Origin of the sequence: Shewanella sp. M-Br (assembly GCF_036245925.1) — a bacterium.
Classification (GTDB): domain Bacteria; phylum Pseudomonadota; class Gammaproteobacteria; order Enterobacterales; family Shewanellaceae; genus Shewanella; species Shewanella oncorhynchi.
In genome coordinates this window covers 50,794-73,685 of record NZ_BJBV01000027.1, presented here as the reverse complement: position 1 = coordinate 73,685, position 22,892 = coordinate 50,794, and the positions used below count along the sequence as shown (strand labels likewise).

At 46.4% G+C, this 22,892-nt stretch carries 23 protein-coding genes; 10 read left to right on the top strand and 13 right to left on the bottom strand.

Annotated elements, in window-relative coordinates:
- Positions 1–417 precede the first annotated feature (417 nt).
- On the top strand, positions 418–966 hold the full coding sequence (locus AAA952_RS19630) for a gamma carbonic anhydrase family protein (protein WP_168827558.1): 549 nt from the start codon (positions 418–420) through the stop codon (positions 964–966).
- A 134-nt stretch (positions 967–1,100) separates the two neighbouring features.
- Here AAA952_RS19630 and AAA952_RS19625 read toward each other — a convergent pair whose 3' ends face one another.
- Together AAA952_RS19625 and aroE are read right to left on the bottom strand one after the other, a co-directional pair.
- Positions 1,101–1,376, bottom strand: coding sequence for a DUF1488 family protein (locus AAA952_RS19625; RefSeq protein ID WP_113941387.1), 276 nt, complete (start codon positions 1,374–1,376; stop codon positions 1,101–1,103).
- Positions 1,377–1,381: 5 nt separating this feature from the next.
- Entirely contained in the window at positions 1,382–2,230 is an 849-nt protein-coding gene (gene aroE, locus AAA952_RS19620) for a shikimate dehydrogenase (RefSeq protein WP_263203923.1), read from the bottom strand.
- Between the two features lie 153 nt (positions 2,231–2,383).
- Between aroE and AAA952_RS19615 the strand changes: the two genes are divergently transcribed.
- Positions 2,384–2,821 (top strand): group II truncated hemoglobin, encoded by a 438-nt coding sequence (locus AAA952_RS19615; RefSeq protein ID WP_173248522.1) that lies wholly within the window; start codon positions 2,384–2,386, stop codon positions 2,819–2,821.
- A 34-nt stretch (positions 2,822–2,855) separates the two neighbouring features.
- Here the strand turns inward: AAA952_RS19615 and hemF are convergent, their stop codons facing one another.
- The 6 genes from hemF to AAA952_RS19585 form a co-directional block, all read right to left on the bottom strand.
- Positions 2,856–3,764 (bottom strand): oxygen-dependent coproporphyrinogen oxidase, encoded by a 909-nt coding sequence (gene hemF / locus AAA952_RS19610; protein WP_131524495.1) that lies wholly within the window; start codon positions 3,762–3,764, stop codon positions 2,856–2,858.
- Positions 3,765–3,789: 25 nt separating this feature from the next.
- Entirely contained in the window at positions 3,790–4,356 is a 567-nt protein-coding gene (locus AAA952_RS19605) for an L-threonylcarbamoyladenylate synthase (protein WP_263176962.1), read from the bottom strand.
- A gap of 147 nt (positions 4,357–4,503) precedes the next feature.
- The gene (locus AAA952_RS19600; RefSeq protein WP_173248520.1) at positions 4,504–5,067 is read right to left on the bottom strand and encodes a DNA topoisomerase family protein; all 564 of its coding nucleotides are present in this window, start codon (positions 5,065–5,067) and stop codon (positions 4,504–4,506) included.
- Positions 5,068–5,186: 119 nt separating this feature from the next.
- A complete protein-coding gene (locus AAA952_RS19595) occupies positions 5,187–5,660 on the bottom strand; it encodes a DUF494 family protein (RefSeq protein ID WP_006083793.1) in 474 nt (157 codons plus the stop codon).
- A 2-nt stretch (positions 5,661–5,662) separates the two neighbouring features.
- Positions 5,663–6,679, bottom strand: a complete 1,017-nt coding sequence (gene dprA / locus AAA952_RS19590; protein ID WP_168827568.1) for a DNA-processing protein DprA — start codon at positions 6,677–6,679, stop codon at positions 5,663–5,665.
- A gap of 83 nt (positions 6,680–6,762) precedes the next feature.
- Entirely contained in the window at positions 6,763–7,893 is a 1,131-nt protein-coding gene (locus tag AAA952_RS19585; protein ID WP_338258976.1) for a LysM peptidoglycan-binding domain-containing protein, read from the bottom strand.
- 125 nt (positions 7,894–8,018) lie between these two features.
- On the opposite strand from AAA952_RS19585, the gene def reads away from it, so the two are divergent.
- The 5 genes from def to AAA952_RS19560 are packed head-to-tail and all read left to right on the top strand — an operon-like array spanning position 8,019 to position 13,673.
- The gene (gene def, locus AAA952_RS19580; protein WP_338258974.1) at positions 8,019–8,531 is read left to right on the top strand and encodes a peptide deformylase; all 513 of its coding nucleotides are present in this window, start codon (positions 8,019–8,021) and stop codon (positions 8,529–8,531) included.
- An 8-nt stretch (positions 8,532–8,539) separates the two neighbouring features.
- Positions 8,540–9,496 (top strand): methionyl-tRNA formyltransferase, encoded by a 957-nt coding sequence (gene fmt, locus AAA952_RS19575; RefSeq protein WP_106648737.1) that lies wholly within the window; start codon positions 8,540–8,542, stop codon positions 9,494–9,496.
- A gap of 2 nt (positions 9,497–9,498) precedes the next feature.
- Positions 9,499–10,785, top strand: a complete 1,287-nt coding sequence (gene rsmB / locus AAA952_RS19570; RefSeq protein WP_338258972.1) for a 16S rRNA (cytosine(967)-C(5))-methyltransferase RsmB — start codon at positions 9,499–9,501, stop codon at positions 10,783–10,785.
- A gap of 15 nt (positions 10,786–10,800) precedes the next feature.
- Entirely contained in the window at positions 10,801–12,210 is a 1,410-nt protein-coding gene (trkA, locus tag AAA952_RS19565; protein ID WP_105250826.1) for a Trk system potassium transporter TrkA, read from the top strand.
- Between the two features lie 20 nt (positions 12,211–12,230).
- Positions 12,231–13,673, top strand: a complete 1,443-nt coding sequence (locus AAA952_RS19560) for a TrkH family potassium uptake protein (RefSeq protein ID WP_113941395.1) — start codon at positions 12,231–12,233, stop codon at positions 13,671–13,673.
- A gap of 70 nt (positions 13,674–13,743) precedes the next feature.
- On the opposite strand, the gene hemG (AAA952_RS19555) is transcribed toward AAA952_RS19560, so the two are convergent.
- Positions 13,744–14,295: a menaquinone-dependent protoporphyrinogen IX dehydrogenase gene (gene hemG, locus AAA952_RS19555; protein ID WP_338258968.1), complete on the bottom strand. Its 552-nt coding sequence runs from the start codon at positions 14,293–14,295 to the stop codon at positions 13,744–13,746.
- A gap of 199 nt (positions 14,296–14,494) precedes the next feature.
- On the opposite strand from hemG (AAA952_RS19555), the gene AAA952_RS19550 reads away from it, so the two are divergent.
- Positions 14,495–14,803 carry an ArsR/SmtB family transcription factor gene (locus tag AAA952_RS19550; protein ID WP_105250823.1) on the top strand — a complete coding sequence of 103 codons (309 nt, stop codon included), beginning with the start codon at positions 14,495–14,497 and terminating at the stop codon, positions 14,801–14,803.
- Between the two features lie 63 nt (positions 14,804–14,866).
- Here AAA952_RS19550 and hemG (AAA952_RS19545) read toward each other — a convergent pair whose 3' ends face one another.
- The 4 genes from hemG (AAA952_RS19545) to pepQ form a co-directional block, all read right to left on the bottom strand.
- On the bottom strand, positions 14,867–15,391 hold the full coding sequence (gene hemG / locus AAA952_RS19545) for a menaquinone-dependent protoporphyrinogen IX dehydrogenase (protein ID WP_198573727.1): 525 nt from the start codon (positions 15,389–15,391) through the stop codon (positions 14,867–14,869).
- Between the two features lie 2 nt (positions 15,392–15,393).
- Positions 15,394–16,851, bottom strand: coding sequence for a TrkH family potassium uptake protein (locus AAA952_RS19540; protein ID WP_105250821.1), 1,458 nt, complete (start codon positions 16,849–16,851; stop codon positions 15,394–15,396).
- 77 nt (positions 16,852–16,928) lie between these two features.
- Positions 16,929–17,543: a YigZ family protein gene (locus AAA952_RS19535; protein WP_338258964.1), complete on the bottom strand. Its 615-nt coding sequence runs from the start codon at positions 17,541–17,543 to the stop codon at positions 16,929–16,931.
- Positions 17,544–17,570: 27 nt separating this feature from the next.
- Positions 17,571–18,893, bottom strand: a complete 1,323-nt coding sequence (gene pepQ, locus AAA952_RS19530) for a Xaa-Pro dipeptidase (protein WP_338258962.1) — start codon at positions 18,891–18,893, stop codon at positions 17,571–17,573.
- A gap of 490 nt (positions 18,894–19,383) precedes the next feature.
- On the opposite strand from pepQ, the gene fadB reads away from it, so the two are divergent.
- Both fadB and fadA read left to right on the top strand, forming a co-directional pair.
- Entirely contained in the window at positions 19,384–21,534 is a 2,151-nt protein-coding gene (gene fadB, locus AAA952_RS19525; RefSeq protein ID WP_338258961.1) for a fatty acid oxidation complex subunit alpha FadB, read from the top strand.
- Positions 21,535–21,556: 22 nt separating this feature from the next.
- Positions 21,557–22,720 carry an acetyl-CoA C-acyltransferase FadA gene (fadA, locus tag AAA952_RS19520; RefSeq protein WP_006083808.1) on the top strand — a complete coding sequence of 388 codons (1,164 nt, stop codon included), beginning with the start codon at positions 21,557–21,559 and terminating at the stop codon, positions 22,718–22,720.
- Positions 22,721–22,892 lie beyond the last annotated feature (172 nt).

Below are 22,892 nucleotides of genomic sequence, written 5' to 3'. Positions count from 1 at the left end.
CTAAGCAGTTTCGATTAACTCAACACCTGTGAGTGTCCACACAGATTTCTTGTTTTATCTTGTTAAAGAGCAACTCAATATTCATAAGAGAACTTGAGTACCACACTGAGCGTCGAACGCTTCCAGTTGGCTAGGGCTGCGTATTCTACGCATTTCCCGTTTTGCGTCAAGGAGTATTTTTCAACTTCTTGCTGCGGTTGAATTAAGTGCTTAAAAGCGACTCAATTCAACTTAACTCGTCAGCTTACTTTCGCTGTCTGCCGTGTCAGTGGATGCGCATTATAGGGAGATTGAGAAAGTCCGCAACCCCTATTTTTAAGATAATTGTCATTTCCTCACTGTTCGTTGGATATTTGACCTGACCCGCTAGTTTTTAACCTTTATAATGCTAAAAACCACTCAATTAGGGACTTTTCTATGTCAGGGCCACTCAGAACTTACCAAGGTATTCATCCTCAATTAGGCAATAACGTATATGTAGATGAAGCTTCGGTGCTTGTTGGCGATATTGCGTTAGATACTGATGCCAGTATTTGGCCTATGGTGGCGGCGCGTGGTGATGTTAACCATATTCGTATTGGTAAGCGCTCGAACGTACAAGACGGTAGCATATTACATGTGACGCGTAAGTCAGCTGCTCGTCCCGATGGTCATCCACTGATTATTGGTGATGATGTAACTATTGGTCACAAGGCTATGCTTCACGGTTGCAAAGTCGGTAACCGAGTATTAGTGGGTATGGGCGCGATTATTCTCGACGGTGCGATTTTAGAAGATGATGTGATCTTAGGTGCGGGGTCTTTAGTGCCACCGGGCAAGGTATTACAGAGTGGCTATTTATATGTAGGCAGCCCAGTTAAGCAGGCTCGCCCATTAACGCCAGCCGAAATTGCCTTTTTGCCAGAATCTGCCGACAACTATGTCAGACTGAAAAACGAATACTTAGTTGAGTTACAAAACATCTAATCACTTATAGCCAATCTCTTATAGTTAGTCGCTTAGTGTCACTATAGCTATATAAGAAAGGCGGTAGAGACTCATTGAGTCTCTACCGCCTTTTGCTATTCGCTGAGTCAGAAAAGTATCTAAGTTCGATAAGTTTAGCCTAAGTGTACTGCCCCAAACTCATCAAACTCTTCGGCTTCAATTAAGTCTTCCGCCATTTCTTCGGCATCAAATCTCACCGCATCAAACAATGCCAGCATAGCGGCGGCTTCATTGGCACTCGGCTGTTCAGAGAAATCATTCAGCTCGGCTAACTTATTCACACTGATATAGCACTTGATGTTCATCCCCTGTGACTGCGCGATAAAGCAGACTCGCTTGTGGGCGTCGTCCCAATATTGCAGTTCGGGGAAAAGAATACTTTGATTCATGCTTCCTACTTAGGCTCGGCCATTAGTTTATCCCTCAAAAGATTTAATACCACTTGAGTGTCGGGCTCGATACCTCGCCATAGGGTAAAACTCTTAGCCGCTTGTCCGACTAACATGCCGAGCCCATCAATAACCTTAGCTGCACCTTGAGATAGCGCCCATTGGTTAAAAGCGGTGACCGAGGCGCCGTACATCATGTCATAACAAACAGTTTGGGTAGTGATGATATGCGCTGGCAAAGTTGGCAACTCGCCCGCAAGACTCGCCGAGGTTGAGTTAATGACGATATCGAACTCGCCCACAAGCTCATTCATTTCTACGGCGGTGACTCTATTTGCGAAAGCACCGTTATCCACCGAAGTAAAGATATCGACCAGAAGCTGTGCCTTAGTGTGAGTGCGATTACTGATGATCAGCTGCGCAATTCCCGCATTTAATAACGGCAGAATACAACCGCGCGCCGCACCACCAGCACCAATAAGCAACACGCGCTTATCTTGCAGGCTGCCTAAGTTAGCGATGAGATCGGCCACCAGCCCTAAGCCATCGGTGTTATCACCGCGAATAGTGCCATCGGCCAATAAACTTAAGGTGTTTACCGCGCCGGCAAGCTTGGCCTCTGGGCTGAGACTGTCACACAGCGCAAAAGCTTGCTCCTTAAAAGGCACTGTCACATTCGCGCCCTTGCCGCCCGCATTGAAAAACGCCGTCAGTGAGGCTTCAAAACCATCGACCGGAGCAAGAATGGCTTCATAGGTTAATAACTCTTGGGTGGGCGCGGCAAATTGTCCATGGATGAACGGCGATTTACTGTGGCTAATTGGATTGCCAAACACTGCGTATCTGTCTGTCATAGCGATATTAAATTTTAGGTTCAATGGCTTTGCAGTCTACCGCGCTTTTGAGCCTAGGCAAGACGAATTATGCTCAACTAAATTTCACGCTGGATTTCACGCTATAATGCGCCATCGGCTCAATACTCTCTATTTTAGTGAACGACTATTCCAATGAACTGGCTTAAAAAGATTTTTAGCAAACACACTCCACCGCAGGATGATCGCGATCCGAGCCAATCTAACGCTTACGACTTAATCGGCGGCGAAAAAGTGATCCGCGCTATCACCAAATGTTTTTATCAGAAGATGGCAAGCTCCGCAGAAACGACAACACTGCTTGCCATTCATAGAGCGCCAATTGCGGAATCAGAGCAGAAGTTGTTCGAATTTTTAAGTGGTTGGCTCGGCGGGCCACAGCTCTACCAGCAGAAATATGGTCATCCCGCATTGCGAGCACGACACATGCATTTCGCCGTCGATGAGGCGATGCGGGATCAATGGCTGTTCTGTATGAAATTTGCGATTGAAGAAAACATTAATAAGCCAGAGCATCGAGCCGCCATCTTTGAGGCGATTTCAACTCTGGCTGATCATATGCGTAATCAATAAAGTGGACATCGCATCCACTTTTTAAGATTAATGGCTAAACCCAGTCGCGGGGTTTGAGGTAGTTATCGTACAAATCTGCCTCTGGGCTTCCCGCCTCTGGTGTATAAGCATATTGCCAACGCACTAATGGCGGCATCGACATTAAGATAGACTCGGTACGGCCGCCCGTCTGTAGGCCAAACAAAGTGCCTCTGTCGTAGACTAAGTTGAACTCAACATAACGACCACGACGATAGAGTTGGAACTGACGCTCACGCTCACCGAATTCAGTCTCTTTACGACGCTCGACAATCGGCGCATAGGCCGTTAAGAAGCCATTACCTACAGCTTGCATAAAGCTAAAGCTTTGCTCGAATCCTGCTTGATTCAAGTCATCGAAAAACAATCCACCCACGCCGCGGGTTTCATTACGATGCGGTAGGAAGAAATACTCATCGCACCATTTCTTATACTTGGGATAAACCTCATCCCCGAAAGGCGCGCAAATATCCTTAGAAGTCTGGTGCCACTCGCGCACATCTTCCTCGAACGGATAATAAGGCGTTAAATCAAAGCCACCACCAAACCACCACACGGGATCGGCACCCTCTTTTTGAGCGATAAAGAAACGCACATTGGCATGAGTCGTTGGGATATAAGGATTATTAGGATGAATCACTAAAGAAACCCCCATAGCTTCAAAACTACGGCCCGCTAACTCAGGGCGATGCGCCGTAGCCGACGCAGGCATAGCAGCGCCAGTCACATGGGAAAAGTTAACCCCAGCTTGCTCGAACACTGCACCTTGGGTTAATACTCGGCTCGTGCCACCACCGCCTTCGGCGCGAGTCCATGAATCAGCGGCAAAGGTCGCCTGGCCATCCAGCGCCTGTAAACCAGCACAAATTCGGTTTTGTAGATCGATTAAAAACGCTTTTACCACTGCAACATCAGGCACACTCATCTTGTTATCCTTATTATTAGTTTGCTCATTGCCCATTTCGTAAAATCTTACCGCTTCGCGCATCGATAATGGTCGAGGGCTGACGTTGCTCACCGAGTTCACCTAATACGAGTGCATCAATTTTACCTGTAAAATCTGCGAGAATTTCATCGGCAGTTAATGCTGGCTCTTCGCCTGCAAGGTTAGCGCTGGTCGACACTAAAGGTTTATTGAGCGCGCGGCACAGGGCTTGCACCCCAGTATGGGCAGATACTCGCACTGCGATAGAGTCAAATTCACCACAGAGGTATTTTGAAACCTGCGCTTTGATTGGCATTACAAAGGTAAAAGGCCCCGGCCACTTGGAAAATGCAAACTCGAGCTGCTCAACAGTTAATTGCGATTCATCAACATAGGCTAAAAGCTGCTGAAAATCACTGGCGACTAAGATCAGTCCTTTTTGCCATGGGCGCTGTTTTACCGCCAATAACTTTTGGATAGCGGTGTCATTATCTGGGTCGCAACCTAGGCCATAAACCGCCTCGGTTGGATAAGCGATAACACCACCGTTAAGCACAATATCTTTTATGTCAGATGGGTGCAGCTGCAACATCTTAGGATCACCTTTTGAGTATTGTCGATTTCAACAATCAAATTATTGGATAAATTCGAATACTGACCGCCCCATCAGCGGTCAGCCGAGGATTATACGCAAGCCACTTTCATCGGCCAAATATTAAGATGCAGGTCACACAATAAACTAAAGTGGTCTTTTGTATTTACAGCTTTTTTGCGGGCATTCTAAACGCATCCCAGCCGCACCTTTACGCTCGACTAAGATCCCAAAACCACAACTAGGGCAAGCTTCAGCAACCGGAGGATAATTCACAATAAACTTACACTTAGGGTAAGCACTGCAGGCATAAAAACTCTTTCCGAAGCGACTAGTTCTGTGCTCAAGCTTACCCGCTTTGCATTCAGGGCAAGGAATTTCAGGCTTATCACTCGCTTGATCCTGTTTTTCAATATGCGTGCAGCTAGGATATTGAGTACACCCGATAAAGATCCCAAATCGACCAGATTTTACCGCCAGCTCGTGGCCGCATTCAGGACATACAGAACCTTCAATCACTTGAGTTTCAATGGATTCGTGTTGCACTAAGGGACGAGTGTAATTACAGCTAGGGTAATTATTACAGCCAATAAAACCGCCGTGCTTACTGTGTTTAACCGATAACTCGCTGCCACATTCAGGGCAAAGTTCGTATTCTTTTTCCAGTGCGTGTTCGTGGGCACTAAATAATTGTTCATCAATCTTAGACATAATCATTCACCACCTGTCGTAGCGCATTAGGATATCAAGCGCAGTGCCATCAAGGAATTTATGGCATCAAAAAAGGAGGTCTTAGCCTCCTTTCTCTCATAATTCATCTTTCACAACGATTAAGAATGCAGTCGGCCTTCGGGCTGTTCGAAGATTAAATCTTCCATTTGCTCATAAGCGGACTCATGACCAGGAGCGTTAAACAACACCATTAAGATAACCCATTTGAGATCTTCTAAAATCAGGGTTGGTTCATCCAACTCCATAACTCTATCGATCACCATTTCACGGGTTTCGACATTCAGCACTTTAACTTGCTCTAAAAACAACAAGAAACCGCGGGATTCTACATCCAGCTTGTCCATTTCGTCCTTTGTATAGATACGAAACGAATGCTGATCGTGATTACAAAGATAAGGTTTATCCCCTTCTTGTAATTCAGCTAAGCGCTCCAACCAAGTTAACGCTTTTAAAATCTCGGATTGATGAAATCCGGCACGAGTGAGTTCCTTGGTTAACTCGTCTTCATCAACTAGTAGTTCAACTTCACTGTGAACATAGTTTTCAAATAGATACATGAGGATATCAAACATGGCTAGCTCCTCTTTACTCTGACGTAACCACCGGGTACTGCTATTACCCAACCTTGCAACTCAAGTTCAAGCATTTGTTCTAACACCAGATCTATCGTTTTTCCACTATGTTCAACGACTGCATCAATTGATGTAGTTTCATAACCTACACTAGCTAACAGAGACGAAAATGGCAAATTACAAATCTCGTCTTGCTGTATATGGTGGCATAACTTCAATTCTTCAAGGTGGAAAGCGGTTAAACTTGCCAACTCTTCCACTATATCGGCAGCGGTTTCCACAAGCTTTGCTCCATCACGTAATAAATCATGGCAGCCTTGATGGTAACCACCTAAGATTGAGCCCGGAACGGCAAACACCTCACGCCCTTGTTCCATCGCCAACCTAGCAGTGATTAAAGAGCCGCTTTTGCGACAGGCTTCAACCACAAGAGTACCTAAAGATAGACCGCTAATAATGCGATTTCGTTTCGGGAAATTACCCGCAAAGGGACCAGTATCAGGCCAAAACTCGCTAAGTATACAGCCTTGCCGCTGAATATCATGATAAAGCTGTCGATGTTTTCGTGGATAAATGATCTCTATGCCCGTTCCTAGTACGGCAATAGTGCGCCCTTGATGGTCAACACAGGCTTTATGGGCCGCCCCATCAATCCCCATCGCCATGCCACTACAGATACCAAATCCCATTGAGGACATCTCAGCAGCCAGTTGGTAAGCGACCTGCAATCCGCCAGGAGAAGCATTACGACTGCCAACAATCGCAAGATAAGGAAGGGCTAACGCCTCTAAGCAACCTTTAACGAACAGGACAGCGGGCGGATCTGAGAGTTGTTTTAATAATGGTGGATAAAGCGGATCAGAGAAACAAAGCAGATGATGATCGGCGGCTTGCTGTTGCCATTCGAGGGCGACATCCACTTTTTGATAATCAATAACAAGGCTATGGAGCAGATGATCAGATAAAGGTAGCGCTTGTCTCTCATGCTCTAACCTTTGTCTGAGGTCGTCCACTTCCATGTGCATTAATAATTGTTGGATCCGAGCGGGTCCTAGCCCAGATACAGCACAAACAACTAACCAATCGACCAAATTTTCAGAGATTATAGACCTCTTAAGGCTAAAGATTCTGGGGCGATTAACTTATCGTCGACACGAACAGGCCGCTCGGTGGAGACAATCAAACCTAAGCTCGCCTTATCAAACACTTTAAACACTAACAACTTACCATGATAAACATCCGGCATCTTAACTGCACGATCCGAAGAGACTGACGCCATTAGGTTATCATAGGCAGTACGTTCAATTGCAGGAACCGGCATACCATCATTGTTGATAACAATAACCTCACCATCACGGTAAATAGAAAATACCACCCCAGGCTCGACGCCATCCTGAGTACCTTTATCTAAGTACACGACATTCAACTTACCCGCTTCACGCAAATTTGATTCTGTCGCTAACACTAAAGCCGGTATCTTTAATTCCGCAGGTTTAGGAGTAAAGTAAGCTGACATCAAGGAATCACTTTCCATCGGCAATACTCTGAAGCCCGCTTTGGTTTCGCGAAAGCTCGTTAGCAACTTAATTTTTGAAACCTTACCAGACTCAATCACTTGCCCAGTAGACGACAAAATGGCTTCTTGTCCTAACGCTTCGCCTGACACTTTATTGAAAAACTCGCGACCGCGTTCGTAAATACCATATTTTTGGTTTATTGGCAGTTCAGCATCAATATAAATCACATCACCAACAATATGGTGACGCGATGGACTTTCACCTGCCAGCACCATAGGTTGCTCAGTAAGCCAGTGAGTCTCGACGACCCGATTCTGCACTAAATATTGTTCAATCAAGGCTAAATCAACGGCTGGAATAGCATTACTCTTAGCAATGACACGTCCCTCGGGACTCTTTTTTACATGGGGTTTAGCACTATCGACAGTAGCACCATTACGCACAAGGCGCGGCTGACCATCAATAAATACCAGAGTGAGTTGATCGCCAGGGTAAATAAGGTGGGGGTTAGCAATCTGTGGGTTTACATCCCAAAGACTCGGCCATTTCCATGGGTCATTCAGAAACGCGGCGGAGATATCCCAAAGAGTATCGCCCTTTTTCACTACATATGACTCAGGATGCCCCGCCTTAAGCGTCAGGGTATCTGCGGCAACAAACGTGCAATTGAATGTCATTAACGCGAGTAAAATTAACCGTTTCATGGGTATTTCCATGTTGTTTAACTCTTAGTTTGAGCTTTTACTGTTATTGGTAGGCACTAAAGATTAAAATTAACTCATTAGCATCAGTCAGTATAACTAACTGGCAGAGATTTGACAGACTTGTTAAGAGTTTATGTATGACACTATTAAAAGTATTACAATTCCCTGACGAAAGATTACGAACACAAGCCACACCCATCACAGAGTTTAATGCCGAGCTGCAGACTCAAATTGATGATATGTTCGAAACCATGTACCAAGAAAAAGGTATCGGTCTGGCCGCGACCCAAGTGGATTACCATAAACAACTTATTGTCATGGACTTACAGGATGAAGTCGAACGACCCAAAGTGTTTATCAACCCCGAAATTATCGCCAGCAGCGGTGACTTCTGCAATGAAGAAGGCTGCCTGTCAGTTCCGGGGATTTACGCCAAAGTCGATCGCGCCGAATTTGTCACGGTAAAAGCCTTAGACAGGCACGGTAACGAATTTATAGTTGAGACCGATGAGTTATTTGCCATTTGTATTCAACACGAAATGGATCACCTCAAAGGCAAATTGTTTGTCGATTATTTGTCGCCGCTAAAACGTCAGCGGATCAAACAAAAACTTGAAAAAGCGGCCCGATTGGACGCCAAAGAAGCATAGGATCAGATTTGAAACCACTCAACATCATCTTTGCCGGAACACCGGATTTTGCCGCTCGCCACTTACAAGCACTTTTAAACTCACACCACAATGTGATTGGCGTTTACACTCAGCCCGATAGACCCGCTGGCCGCGGCAAGAAACTGACCGCCAGCCCAGTAAAAGAACTCGCTATCGCCAATAGTATTCCAGTGTTTCAACCCGGCTCATTACGTAAAGAACCCGCGCAACAAGAACTTGCCGCACTCAACGCCGATATCATGGTGGTCGTAGCCTACGGTCTGATCTTGCCAAAAGTCGTGTTAGATACACCGCGTTTAGGTTGTATTAACGTTCATGGTTCTATTTTGCCACGCTGGCGTGGTGCCGCACCGATCCAACGCGCACTTTGGGCCGGCGACAAAGAAACTGGCGTAACCGTTATGCAGATGGATGTGGGTTTAGATACTGGTGACATGCTGCTTAAAACCTATCTGCCAATCGAAGATAATGACACGTCAGCCAGCCTTTACGAGAAACTGGCAGAACAAGGTCCCGTTGCCCTATTGCAAGCACTCGAAGGTTTGGCAAATGGCACTTTAGCCGCTGAAAAACAAGATGAAGCCTTAGCGAACTACGCAGAAAAACTCAGCAAAGAAGAAGCTAGACTCGACTGGAATAAATCCGCTAAACAGTTATGGCAAGAAGTCCGCGCCTTTAATCCTTGGCCTGTGAGTTACTTTGAGCACCAAGGTAACACTATTAAAGTGTGGCAAACCCAAGTCAGCGAAATCACCAGCACAGCTGCTCCGGGCACTATTATCAGCGCCAGCAAAAAAGGCATAGACGTCGCCACCGCTGATGGTGTGTTAACCCTGCTGAGTATGCAGCTTCCGGGGAAAAAGCCACTCAATGTTGCCGATATTCTCAATGCTCGAGGTGAATGGTTTAGCCCGAATACTCGCCTCGCAAACGAGGCACAATAATCATGAACTTGCGCGCGCTAGCTGCGAAAGCCATCTTCGAAGTATTAGAAAAAGGCGTGTCACTGTCAGTGGCATTGCCTGATCAACAAAAGCATCTTGCCAGCGGCAAAGATAAAGCCCTACTTGCCGAGATCTGCTATGGAGTGATGCGCACTCTGCCGCAAATAGAAAAACGCATCAGTCAATGCCTAGAGAAACCACTTAAAGGCAAACAAAGGATTATCCACCAGCTGCTGATCGTAGGTTGCTATCAACTGTACTTCACTCGTATTCCAAGCCACGCCGCAATTTCAGAAACCGCCGAAGCCTGTCGCCAATTAAAATTTGAAGGCATGGTCAAAGTGGTTAATGGTGTACTGCGCAATATTCAGCGCCAGCTATCGCCGCTAAGCACTGAATCAGATACCTTAAGCTATAACACACCCGCTTGGTTAATTAAGCGCTTAAAAGAAGCCTATCCCGAGCAGTGGCAAGACATCATTCAACAAAGCCATGAACGCCCGCCCATGTGGCTGCGTAACAATCGCTTATCCCAGAGCCGTGCCGAATACCTCGCTGCTTTAGCCGAAATCGACATTGAAGCGAGCGAAGGCAGCAGTGCCGATGCCATTCTCCTAGCGCATCCAAAGGATGTCGCCACTCTGCCACACTTTCATGAAGGTGCAGCATCAGTGCAAGATGGCGCGGCACAATGGGCGGCGACCTTACTTGCCCCGCAAGCGAATGAATTAATACTCGATGCCTGCGCGGCACCCGGTGGCAAAAGTTGTCACTTACTCGAACTTGAGCCGAGTATCAAATTAGTCGCTGTTGATTTTGATGCCAAACGCCTTGAACGTGTGCAACAGAACCTTGACCGCTTATCATTAAAAGCGGAGCTTATCCATGGTGATGCGGCCAACATAGACTCATGGTGGCAAGGCGGACAATTTGATCGTATCTTACTGGACGCGCCTTGCTCAGCCACGGGAGTGATCCGCCGCCATCCCGATATTAAATGGTTGCGAAAAAACCATGACATCGAAGAGTTGGCTGAACTACAACAGCAAATTCTCGATCATTGCTGGAAGTGGCTAAAACCCGGTGGCACGCTTCTTTATGCCACTTGTTCGATTTTACCGCAGGAAAACCGCGACCAGATCAGTGCGTTTTTAGATAGAACGGTAGATGCTAAGCTAGACACACTTGCCCAGCAAAATTCGCCACAGGATATAGGTTGGCAAATCACGCCAGGACAAGACAATATGGATGGGTTTTATTATGCCCGTTTATTGAAAGCGACTGATTAGGAAGTAAGCAAGGCCATGAAAATTATCATATTAGGTGCGGGTCAAGTCGGGGGAACCTTGGCCGAAAATTTGGTGGGTGAGAACAATGACATCACCATTGTCGATTATGACAAATCCAGATTACGCGCCCTGCAAGATAAATATGACCTTCGCGTCGTAGCGGGCCATGCCGCTCACCCTGATGTGCTCAGAGAAGCGGGCGCAGAAGATGCCGACATGCTTATCGCCGTAACCAATAGTGATGAATGCAATATGGCTGCCTGCCAGATTGCCTATACCCTTTTTGGTACGCCGACTAAAATTGCCCGTATCCGCTCAGAACCGTATTTGGCGATGCGCGATAAACTCTTTATCGACAGTGAAACCAAAAATAGCGACGGTCGCCCCCGCGGCGGCTTCGTGATCGATGAATTAATCGCCCCTGAACAGTTAGTGACCGCTTACATCCAGCGACTCGTAGAATATCCAGGCGCATTGCAAGTACTCGAATTTGCCGAAGGACGGCTAAGCCTAGTTGCCGTTCGTGCCTATTACGGCGGCCCACTGGTGGGGAATGCATTAGCGGCACTTCGCGAACACATGCCCAATATTGATACCCGAGTCGCGGCGATCTTCCGCCAAGGCCGCGCTATTATGCCTCGCGGAACGACCATTATCGAAGCCGATGATGAAGTCTTCTTCGTTGCAGACAGTCGCCACATTCGTGCTGTCATGAGCGAAATGCAAAAGCTCGATAACTCCTACCGCAACATTATGATCGCCGGTGGCGGTAACATAGGCCTAGGTTTAGCAAAACGCCTTGAGCGCACCCACTCGGTCAAACTGATTGAGCATAAATTAGAACGTGCAGAAGCCTTATCGGAGCAGCTGGAAAATACCACAGTGTTCTGCGGTGATGCCTCAGATCAAGAATTACTGCTCGAAGAACACATAGACCAAACCGACGTATTTATTGCGGTCACCAATGACGACGAAGCCAATATTATGTCCGCCCTGCTAGCAAAACGTATGGGCGCGAAAAAGGTCATGGTGCTTATTCAACGCGAAGCCTATGTGGATATCGTGCAAGAAGCCAACATCGATATTGCAATCTCACCACAGCAAGCGACGATTTCAGCACTATTAACTCATATTCGTCAGGGTGATATCTGTAACGTTTACTCTCTACGTCGTGGGGCGGCCGAGGCAATTGAAGCCATCGCCCACGGAGATGCCAGCACTTCTAAAGTCGTTGGCAAAGCCATTGGTGATATTAAGTTGCCACCGGGGACAACGATTGGCGCCATTGTCCGCAATGATGAAGTGCTGATGGCCCACGACAAAACCGTGATAGAGCAAGGAGATCACGTGATCTTGTTCTTAGTGAATAAAAAGTTTGTCGGCGAAGTCGAGAAGCTTTTCCAACCAAGTGCTTTCTTCTTCTAAGAACCTTAGTAAGCCAACTTATGCTGAACTTTAGACCGCTATTGTTTATTTTAGGGCTGTTTTTGTCCATGCTGACAGCTTTCATGCTGATCCCACTGCTCCTCGCCGCATACAAAGGAGAGGAAACTGTGGGCTCTTTTATGGTGTCGGCATTAGTCACAGGCATTAGCTCAAGCCTGTGTTTACACAATGGCCAGAGCAAAAGCATTAACCTCAATATCCGCGATATGTTCCTGCTAACCAGCCTAACGTGGTTGATCGTAAGCCTATTCGCGGCCATGCCATTTACCCTTTATCACGGTATTGGTTATACCGACGCCTTCTTTGAAACCATGTCCGGCATCACGACCACAGGTTCTACTGTACTCTCAGGGTTGGATACTATGGATCACAGTATCTTAATCTGGCGCTCTTTATTGCAATGGCTAGGTGGGATTGGTTTTATCGTAATGGCGGTGGCGATTCTGCCCTTCTTAAACGTCGGCGGGATGCGGCTATTCCGCACTGAATCATCCGATTGGAGCGATAAAGCAGTGCCTCGCACCCAAAGCATGGCTAAGTATTTATTCTTTATATATATTTTACTAACGAGTATCTGCTGTGTTGCCTATCATCTGGCAGGAATGACTTGGTTTCAGGCCATCAATCATGCAATGACCACCCTCTCGACTGGTGGCTACTCGACCTCAGATAGCTCAATGGCGGCGTTCTCCAACTCTGCACACTGGGTTGGGATTTTCTTTATGGCAGCAGGTGGCTTGCCACTGCTCATGTTTGTACAAACCATACAGCAAAGGGATCTACGGATTTGGAACGATGCTCAGGTCAAAGGCTTCTTATTTTTCCTCACATTTGTATCTTGTTCTATTGGCTTCTGGCTGTGGCAAACCCGCGACATTGAGCTTCTAGATGCACTGCGTTTATCCAGCTTTAACGTGGTATCGGTAGTCACCACTACAGGTTATGGCTTAACGGACTACGGTGCTTGGGGCGCCTTTGCCAATATCGCCTTCCTGTTTTTAATGTTTGTCGGTAGTTGCTCTGGTTCAACTTCGGGCGGGATTAAGATCTTCCGTTTTCAAATTGCTGGGGCCATTATGCGCGAGCAATTGAAACAGCAATGTCATCCAAACGGTATCTTTAGGGAACGTTACAACAACCGCATCATCAGTGATGATATCGTGCGCTCTCTGATCACTTTCGTACTGCTGTTTGTGATGGTTATTGTAGGCTTGTCAGTGATTTTAGTGCTCACGGGTCTCGATCCTATGACCAGTTTCACGGGAGCGATTACGGCAGTCACTAACGTTGGCCCTGGTTTAGGCCCGATTATTGGCCCTGTAGGTAACTTCTCAACGCTACCCGATGTCGCTAAATGGGCGTTGTCACTCGGCATGCTCCTCGGTCGTTTAGAAATCTTAACCGTGGCGGTATTGTTCCACCCGAGTTTCTGGAAGTACTAATTCAGTAGAGATTGAATACTAAAAAGGCGCTTAACTTGTTAAGCGCCTTTTTTATTAAGCCTGACCCGTCCTAAATAGCAGTAACGTCAGCTAATTCCAACAGATGATCAGCATAGACTTTCACATCTGCCCAGTCGGTATAATCGATAACTGACTTAGGATCAGTTGGACCCTTAGTCATCTTCATAATCAACTGAATCGCCAATCTGTCATACCAAGGCCATGAAGGATAATCCACTTTGCCCGCAATAATTTTAAGATCAGCAGGCGTCCATGGCGATAACGCAATGAACTTTTGCAGATATTTATTATTTGCAGGGATACGTTTTTCAGGATTTCTCGCCACAACATTGACGCAGAAAAAACTGTTTGGCAATGCGCCCAGAGCCTGTGCATGCTGCTCAATAAATTGAAAAACGCTCTTATCATAGGTGCCATAGAGCACGCAGGCACCTAAGGCAACGACATCATAATCAGGCCAATTAATACAAGTCGCAGCAGCACTGTTGATATCGATGAGGTCAACCTTAGCGTCACGAAATCTTAATTGCTCGGCAATTGCACTGGCAATCTTGGCCGTATGGCCACCACGGGTAAAATAAAGTACGAGGACGCGTGTCATAGGCAATTCCCGATCCACTGAGTAATACCACCATTGTGGCAAGGTTACGTTAAATAAACCTCTGATAGGATCACAAATCAGTCGTATCTCATATTCTGAGATGCAAAAATTGAGATCTGCATTGCCGAGCAGTATGATTGCGTAAACACATGTGTTAAATTAGAATTATCTAATCAAAAGCGATAAAGTGAGTGACCTTATGCAAAATGATATAGATGTAGATGCAATGGTAACTAATGCGGAAAGTGCGGCTAAATGGCTCAAGGCCATAGCGAACCCTTATCGCCTAATGATTTTATGTCTATTACTAGACAAAGAGTTGAGCGTAACCGAGCTCAACGCCACAGTGCCATTAAGTCAGTCGGCCCTATCCCAGCATTTAGCTGTATTACGCGCAGAAGATCTCGTGGATACCCGTAAGAGCTCGCAGATTGTTTACTATAAACTCAAGAACGAGCAAGTCACCCAAGTGATTTCAATTCTGCATAGCCGCTACTGCGCGGCCTAACACTGCAAAATTAGCCTAAATTTAAGCCCTAACCTCTTGCAAGTGGTTAGGGCTTAATGGTTTTCAATGTTGGCTAAAACGGTTACCGAAGGCATCGACTTTTGCCCAATCGGTAAACTCAAAAGTGCCTGTGATATCCGTAGGCCCTTTAGTCAACCACATGATAAAACGTATCATGGTCCGGTCAAAGAAACCGTATTTAGGGTAATCAATCTTGCCCGCAAACACTTCTAACTGCTGGGGTTGCCACAGTGAAAGCTTGAGAAACTTTTGCATATAAGGATTGGTTTCAGGCGTATTTTTTAAGGGTTTGCGCGCTACTACGTTAACGGTAAAAAAACCATTAATCTTAGTATCTAGCACTGCATGGTGGCGATTCACATACTGATAAAGCTCTGGTCTATGTTTACCATAACGAATACTGGCACCAATCAGCACTTTATCAAAATCCACTAAGCTCAACGCTTCCGCCTGCTCTAATGTGGCGAGCGAAACCTGCTCTCCCGCCTGTTCAGCAATCGTCTTCATTTTTTGGCAAATTGCCAATGTTTGGCCATCTATCGTCGAATAGATTATTAACGTCTGCATGATTAATTCTTCCAAAAAGTTGGCGTAAACAAAATCAGTAAGGTAAATACTTCGAGGCGACCAAACAGCATAGCCACGACCAATACCCACTTGGCTCCATCACCAATACTGGCATAATTGCTCGCTACCTCACCTAAACCTGGGCCTAGGTTGTTTAAGCATGCCGCCGTGGCACTAAAAGCCGTAATATCATCTAATCCCATCGCCATGAGTGCAAGCATACAAATCACAAACACCAGCGCATAGGCAGAAAAGAATCCCCAAACAGCATCAACCACGCGGTCGGGTAAGGCTTTAGAGCCAATCCTAATCGAAAACATTGCCTTAGGGTGAACGAGTCGTTTCAATTCACGGGAACCCTGTAACAGCAGTAAAATTACTCGAATGACCTTAATCCCACCCGCAGTTGAGCCACCACAGCCACCGATAAAACTCGAAAACATTAATAGTATGGGTAAAAACAATGGCCACAGATGGAAGCTATCAGTGCCAAATCCAGCCGTAGTGGCAACTGAAACTGCCTGAAATAAAGCATGATCTAAGGTTTCTTCTGGCGAATCATAAATACCAGAACGATAAAGCGTGAAGAAACAAATCGCTGTGAGAATAAGTTGAATCGCCACCAGCATCTTAAATTCAGCATCTTTAAAATAGACTCTAACGTTAATCCCACGTCGTGAGAATGCCGCAAAATGCACGCTAAAGTTAACCGCAGAAACAATTAAAAAGAACACACAAATAAGGTTAATAGTAGGACTATCGAAATAGCCCATGCTGGCATCGTGGGTCGAAAAACCTCCGATGGCTATGGTCGAAAATGAATGACAAATGGCGTCAAAAATACTCATGCCCGCCCACCAATAAGCCGTCGCGCAGGAAATCGTTAGCAGTAAATAGATATACCACAGTGCTTTAGCGGTTTCGGCTATCCGCGGGGTCATCTTACTGTCTTTCACTGGCCCCGGAATTTCTGCGCGATAAAGCTGCATTCCTCCCACACCGAGCACAGGTAAAATAGCCACTGCGAGCACAATAATCCCCATGCCGCCAAGCCATTGCAGCATATGGCGGTAAAACAAAATGGCCTTAGGTAGGAAATCGAGCCCGACAATGACAGTGGCTCCGGTGGTGGTTAACGCAGAAAAAGATTCAAAGAAGCTGTCTGTCCAGCTTAAGTCTGGCTGACTCGAAAAGATAAACGGCAAGGCACCAATAGAACCCAGTACAGTCCAGAACAGCACGACAATCAGGAAGCCCTCTCGCGTACGCAATTCTTCTTTGCAGTGGCGGTTTGGATACCAGAGCCAAAAACCAATAAATAGGCTAACAAAAAATGCCTGCATAAACGCCGTGCCGCCGCCATCGTTATACCAAACAGCGATCAGTGCTGGTGGCAGCATAGTGATTGAAAATAAACCAATCAGCAGGCCTATGATTCTAATTATGGTTTTATATTGCATTACGCGAGTTCAATTATTCCATTGGCTGTAAAGGTATTTTCAGCATTTGGGCTATTTTGGCATAATTTACGCAGGCATCACAGCTCAAACTCGGGCCTCAAACTTCCTTGACTCAGTGTCGCCAGTGACTCACAAAGCCATGCCTGTTGCTCTCGCCCTATCTCAAACACAATATCGACCGCTGCGGCAAATTGCTTATCGATGATCACGGCATCCACTTGCTGTAATAGATGCTCGACATCGCGCAGCTGCGCATAATCACAATGCAACTTGGCGGGATACCGTAACTGTTTGAGTCGCGTCGGTAATTGAATCAAGCCTTGCCTTAAGCCCGACGTATAAGCCCGAACGAGTCCACCTACGCCTAGCTTAGTACCGCCATAGTAACGCACGACAACAGCGCCAACTTCGCCAATATGTGCCCCTTGCAACACAGCTAACATAGGGCGACCAGCACTGCCAGCGGGCTCACCGTCATCACTCGAACCAATCAAGACGCTATCATCCGGTGCGCCAGCAACAAAAGCTGAGCAATAGTGGCTTGCGCTGGGATAGTCACGCTTTATGTCAGTAAGTACTAACTTTAATTTATCGACACTATCGCAATGAAAGAGAAAAGAGATAAAGCGACTATGCTTTATCTCTTCTTCAATGACGATTTCATCACAGGGAACGTTATAACTTTCGAGCACGAATTCGCCCTAATCTATTTTCAAACATCAATCGGCTAAGCCGAGCTCACGGGTCATGTTCTCGTTTCTATCTTGATGCACTATGACGTTATCTTCGATACGAATACCGCCAAAAGGCCTTAACTCATCAACCGTTTGCCAGTTGATCTGCAGGCCACGACTATCTTGTTTAAGCTCATTGAGCAAAGTATCTATGATGTATAACCCAGGTTCCATAGTCAGCACTTGGTTTGGCGCTAAAATGCAGGTGCAGCGCAAGAATGGGTGGGCCTCAGGTGCAGCGATATGGGTACCGCGCTCATCGTGGGAGAAGCCACCCACATCATGCACTTGTAAACCTAACATGTGGCCTAAACCATGGGGGAAGAAAGCACTGGTAATGCCTTGATCAACCAAACCTTGGGCATCCCCCGTGGCTAAATCAAAATCCAATAGCATTTGCGCGACTTTAGCATGAGTCGCTAAGTGTAAATCAGGATAACGCACGCCGGGGCGCATCATGTCGATGAGTTCAAGCTGCGCCTTATTCATCGCAGCGATCAACTCATCAAAACGATTCTTCTCGAATGCATAGGTTCTAGTGATATCAGACGCATAACCAAAGTAGCTCGCGCCCGCATCAATAAGAAAAGACAAACGTTTCGCAGGGCTTTGATGCTCGAGCGCGGTGTAATGCAAAATCGCCGCATTTTGATTAAGAGCGATAATATTGCCGTAGGGCACTTCATTTTCGCTCTGGCCCACGGCAGATAAATAGTGCTGTTGGATCTCGAACTCACTCGCACCGTTATAAAACGCATTTTTAGCCGCCAAATGTCCCTGCACCGCAATTTGGTTGGCGCGGCGGATACATTCCAGCTCATATTCAGTTTTAGTGGTTCTGTGGTAATGCAAATAGCTCATCACAGCATCGGGATTGCGACTGGTAAAACCCAGCACTTCGGCTACATCTAAATGCTCACCCAAATAAGCCCAATTAACAGTGTCTTTGGGTAACAGTTCAGCGACCTTATCGGCCTTAGTTAACAGCTTAATATCAAAATGCTCGGTCCAGAACATATCCGGCACATCGGATACTTTGTGCCAAAAATCCACAGGACGATAAAAAATCAGCTGCGGCTTATCGCGACCATTGACGACTAACCAGCAATTAGGATTATCTAACACTGGCAACCATGCCTTGAAGTGCGGGTTTGCTTTAAAGGGATAATTGATATCATCCAAAAACATCCGATGCGGCTGACCCGAATGGATCACTAAACCAGACAAGGCTTCTCGAGACAAAATCTCTGCGACTCGGCGGTTTAACTCGGCAATATGGGCACGATAGTGATGAGCCAACTGATCCATTTGTCATCTCCTGCAATGAATAAAAGTTAATATTATGAGCCAAATTTGCCCACATAATCTTAATCTGATCATGAACAACAGATTCAATCAAAACGTTAAACTGTCACTCAATCTAAAATACATGGCTGCTGAATAAAGAACATTAAAGCGATAACATCATGATTATTTTTAATAATTCTATTCAACCCTAGCATGGCTACAGCGTTTAAACGTCTAAGGAAAACAGCCACAAAGACCTATTTATCCGCAAAGTGATTTAACGCATTCTAGGTGTTCTACACTCTGTGCAGTGTATCACAAAGGTGAAAAATCACTCTAGCCGACAAGAAATTAAACAGTCGTTTAAATTGGGTGTTGTAATTTATCGAATTTCGAAGCACACTGGCACACAACTGGTCAAATGATGGCCGAAGCTGCTGTGAGATAGAGAGTCGTACTAGCACCAACACATAATGGTGGGTATCACTTTTAAGCCAAAAGGAAGCAAGCAATGATCTACCAAAGTCCTACAATTCAAGTTGAGTTACTCGAGGATAATATTGCCAAGCTGTGCTTTAACGCACCCGGTTCGGTGAACAAATTCGACAGAGAAACCCTCGCTTCGCTCGATGCCGCATTAGACAGCATCAAGCAAAATTCCAATATCAAAGCGTTAGTGCTGACCTCAAGTAAAGATACCTTTATTGTGGGTGCCGACATTACCGAATTTTTAGGCCTATTTGCACAAGATGACGCCGTACTGCTCTCTTGGGTTGAACAAGCCAACGCTGTATTCAACAAACTCGAAGACTTACCTTTCCCAACCGCATCTGCAATCAAAGGCTTTGCCTTAGGTGGCGGCTGTGAAACCATTCTGGCAACGGATTTTCGTATCGCAGATACCACAGCCAAAATCGGTTTACCTGAAACTAAACTCGGCATCATCCCAGGCTTTGGCGGCACAGTTCGTCTGCCACGTGTGATTGGTGCAGATAACGCACTTGAATGGATCACCACAGGTAACGACCAACGCGCTGAAGATGCACTGAAAGTCGGTGCTGTGGATGCTGTGGTTGCGCCAGAAGCATTAGAAGCGGCTGCGATTCAAATGCTCAAAGATGCTGTTGCTGAAAAGTTGGATTGGCAAGCGCGTCGTAACCGCAAGCTGTCTGCACTAACACTGCCAAAACTTGAAGCTATGATGTCATTCACCACAGCCAAAGGCATGGTGTTTGCGGTTGCGGGTAAACACTACCCTGCACCAATGGCCGCAGTAAGCGTAATTGAGCAAGCATCAACTAAAGGCCGCACCGAAGCACTGCAAATCGAGCATCAAGCCTTTATCAAACTGGCTAAAACTGACGTTGCTAAAGCGCTTATCGGTATCTTCCTTAATGATCAATTCGTTAAAGGCAAAGCGAAAAAAGCGGGTAAATTAGCCAAAGAAGTGAAAAACGCTGCCGTATTAGGTGCTGGCATTATGGGCGGCGGTATCGCCTACCAAAGCGCCAGCAAAGGCACACCGATTGTCATGAAAGACATTGCCCAGCCAGCATTAGATTTAGGCCTCAATGAAGCCGCCAAACTGCTGTCTGCCCAAGTTGCTCGTGGTCGTTCAACACCCGAAAAAATGGCCAAAGTGCTGAACAACATCACGCCTTCATTAGATTATGCTGCGATCAAACACAGTGATGTCGTCGTTGAAGCCGTTGTTGAACATCCAAAAATTAAAGCACAGGTTTTAGCCGAAGTTGAAGGCTATGTGAGTGAAGATGCAATTATCGCGTCAAACACCTCAACGATTTCAATCAACTTGCTCGCTAAGAGCATGAAGAAACCTGAGCGTTTCTGCGGTATGCATTTCTTCAACCCAGTGCACAAAATGCCGTTGGTAGAAGTTATCCGTGGTGAGCACAGTTCTGAAGAAACCATCGCCTCTGTTGTGGCTTACGCCAGCAAAATGGGCAAAACCCCAATCGTGGTAAACGATTGCCCAGGCTTCTTCGTTAACCGCGTACTCTTCCCTTACTTTGCAGGCTTTAACGGCTTACTTGCCGAAGGTGGCGACTTTGCTGCAATCGACAAGGTAATGGAAAAACAATTCGGTTGGCCAATGGGCCCTGCTTACCTGCTCGACGTAGTGGGTTTAGACACAGGTCATCACGCCCAAGCCGTTATGGCTGAAGGTTTCCCTGATCGAATGGGTAAATCAGGCACTGATGCGATTGATGTGATGTTTGAGAACAAACGTCTTGGCCAGAAAAATAGCAAAGGTTTCTATGTCTATTCAGTCGATAGCCGTGGTAAACCGAAGAAAGATGTCGATCCTACGAGCTACGGCCTATTGAAAGCTGCCTTTGGCGAATTAAAAGTCTTTGAAGCCGATGACATTATTGCCCGTACAATGATCCCTATGATCATCGAAACCGTGCGCTGTTTAGAAGAAGGGATTGTCGCATCGCCTGCCGAAGCGGATATGGGCCTAGTTTATGGCTTAGGTTTCCCGCCATTCAGAGGCGGCGTGTTCCGTTACTTGGATACCATGGGTGTCGCAAACTTTGTGGCCTTAGCAGACAAATATGCTCACTTGGGCGGTCTGTATCAAGTCACAGATGCGATGCGTACATTAGCAGCCAATAACGGTAGCTACTACCAAGCCTAATTAGCGGGAAAGGAATTTAATCATGAAACAAGCTGTTATCGTAGACTGCATCCGTACTCCGATGGGCCGCTCAAAGGCTGGCGTATTTCGTAATGTGCGTGCAGAAACTCTGTCTGCCGAATTAATGAAAGGTCTGTTGCTGCGTAATCCGCAACTCGACCCAAACCTAATTGAAGACGTGATTTGGGGTTGTGTGCAACAAACCCTAGAGCAAGGCTTCAACATTGCCCGTAATGCTTCACTATTAGCCGGCATTCCAAAGACCGCTGGCGCTGTGACGGTTAACCGCCTATGTGGTTCGTCAATGGATGCTATCCATCAAGCTGCGCGGGCGATTATGACTGGCATGGGCGACACCTTTATTATTGGTGGCGTAGAACACATGGGCCACGTGCCGATGAGCCATGGTGTCGACTTCCACCCAGGTCTTGCTAATAACGTGGCAAAAGCCTCTGGCATGATGGGGTTAACTGCTGAAATGCTGGGTAAACTGCACGGTATTACCCGTGAGCAGCAAGATGCTTTTGCGGTACGTTCTCATCAACGCGCTTATGCAGCCACCGTTGAAGGCCGTTTTGCCAAGGAAATCTATGGCATTGAAGGTCACGATGCTAACGGTGCCTTAATTAAAGTCCTGCAAGACGAAGTGATCCGCCCAGAAACGACTATGGAATCTCTAGCAGCACTGCGTCCGGTATTTGATCCAGTCAACGGTACTGTCACTGCGGGTACTTCTTCTGCACTGTCTGATGGCGCTTCAGCCATGTTAATCATGGAAGAATCTAAAGCGCGCGCACTTGGCTTGCCGATTCGTGCACGTATTCGCTCTATGGCGGTTGCGGGTTGTGATGCGGCTATCATGGGTTACGGCCCAGTGCCAGCCACGCAAAAAGCGCTGGCTCGTGCCGGTATCACAGTTGCCGATTTAGATGTGATTGAACTGAACGAAGCGTTTGCTGCTCAGTCTTTACCTTGTGTGAAAGATTTAGGTTTAGCGGATGTGGTTGACGACAAAATCAACCTCAACGGCGGCGCGATTGCACTAGGTCACCCACTGGGTTGTTCAGGTGCGCGTATCTCTACGACGCTGATCAACTTGATGGAAGACAAAGACGCGACCTTAGGTTTAGCGACCATGTGTATTGGTTTAGGCCAAGGTATCGCCACCGTGTTCGAACGCGTTTAATTCGTTAATCAAATAATCATCAAAGCCGGAACTTGTTCCGGCTTTTTTATGCCAAATCTTCTGCCATCATAAATATTAATATTTCTCATTTCTTCTGCTGTTCATTTGAAAATCAGTCCGTTATCGACTTAACTACAAGGGCATTACTGGCTATTGTGGACGACAAGTGGCA

What these genes read in the sequence shown, in the direction of transcription:
- AAA952_RS19630 (WP_168827558.1), top strand. Translation starts at nt 418, where the DNA reads ATGTCAGGGCCACTCAGAACTTACCAAGGTATTCATCCTCAATTAGGC.
- AAA952_RS19625 (WP_113941387.1), bottom strand. Translation starts at nt 1,376, where the DNA reads ATGAATCAAAGTATTCTTTTCCCCGAACTGCAATATTGGGACGACGCC.
- aroE (WP_263203923.1), bottom strand. Translation starts at nt 2,230, where the DNA reads ATGACAGACAGATACGCAGTGTTTGGCAATCCAATTAGCCACAGTAAA.
- AAA952_RS19615 (WP_173248522.1), top strand. Translation starts at nt 2,384, where the DNA reads ATGAACTGGCTTAAAAAGATTTTTAGCAAACACACTCCACCGCAGGAT.
- hemF (WP_131524495.1), bottom strand. Translation starts at nt 3,764, where the DNA reads ATGAGTGTGCCTGATGTTGCAGTGGTAAAAGCGTTTTTAATCGATCTA.
- AAA952_RS19605 (WP_263176962.1), bottom strand. Translation starts at nt 4,356, where the DNA reads ATGTTGCAGCTGCACCCATCTGACATAAAAGATATTGTGCTTAACGGT.
- AAA952_RS19600 (WP_173248520.1), bottom strand. Translation starts at nt 5,067, where the DNA reads ATGTCTAAGATTGATGAACAATTATTTAGTGCCCACGAACACGCACTG.
- AAA952_RS19595 (WP_006083793.1), bottom strand. Translation starts at nt 5,660, where the DNA reads ATGTTTGATATCCTCATGTATCTATTTGAAAACTATGTTCACAGTGAA.
- dprA (WP_168827568.1), bottom strand. Translation starts at nt 6,679, where the DNA reads ATGGAAGTGGACGACCTCAGACAAAGGTTAGAGCATGAGAGACAAGCG.
- AAA952_RS19585 (WP_338258976.1), bottom strand. Translation starts at nt 7,893, where the DNA reads ATGGAAATACCCATGAAACGGTTAATTTTACTCGCGTTAATGACATTC.
- def (WP_338258974.1), top strand. Translation starts at nt 8,019, where the DNA reads ATGACACTATTAAAAGTATTACAATTCCCTGACGAAAGATTACGAACA.
- rsmB (WP_338258972.1), top strand. Translation starts at nt 9,499, where the DNA reads ATGAACTTGCGCGCGCTAGCTGCGAAAGCCATCTTCGAAGTATTAGAA.
- trkA (WP_105250826.1), top strand. Translation starts at nt 10,801, where the DNA reads ATGAAAATTATCATATTAGGTGCGGGTCAAGTCGGGGGAACCTTGGCC.
- AAA952_RS19560 (WP_113941395.1), top strand. Translation starts at nt 12,231, where the DNA reads ATGCTGAACTTTAGACCGCTATTGTTTATTTTAGGGCTGTTTTTGTCC.
- hemG (WP_338258968.1), bottom strand. Translation starts at nt 14,295, where the DNA reads ATGACACGCGTCCTCGTACTTTATTTTACCCGTGGTGGCCATACGGCC.
- AAA952_RS19550 (WP_105250823.1), top strand. Translation starts at nt 14,495, where the DNA reads ATGCAAAATGATATAGATGTAGATGCAATGGTAACTAATGCGGAAAGT.
- hemG (WP_198573727.1), bottom strand. Translation starts at nt 15,391, where the DNA reads ATGCAGACGTTAATAATCTATTCGACGATAGATGGCCAAACATTGGCA.
- AAA952_RS19540 (WP_105250821.1), bottom strand. Translation starts at nt 16,851, where the DNA reads ATGCAATATAAAACCATAATTAGAATCATAGGCCTGCTGATTGGTTTA.
- pepQ (WP_338258962.1), bottom strand. Translation starts at nt 18,893, where the DNA reads ATGGATCAGTTGGCTCATCACTATCGTGCCCATATTGCCGAGTTAAAC.
- fadB (WP_338258961.1), top strand. Translation starts at nt 19,384, where the DNA reads ATGATCTACCAAAGTCCTACAATTCAAGTTGAGTTACTCGAGGATAAT.
- fadA (WP_006083808.1), top strand. Translation starts at nt 21,557, where the DNA reads ATGAAACAAGCTGTTATCGTAGACTGCATCCGTACTCCGATGGGCCGC.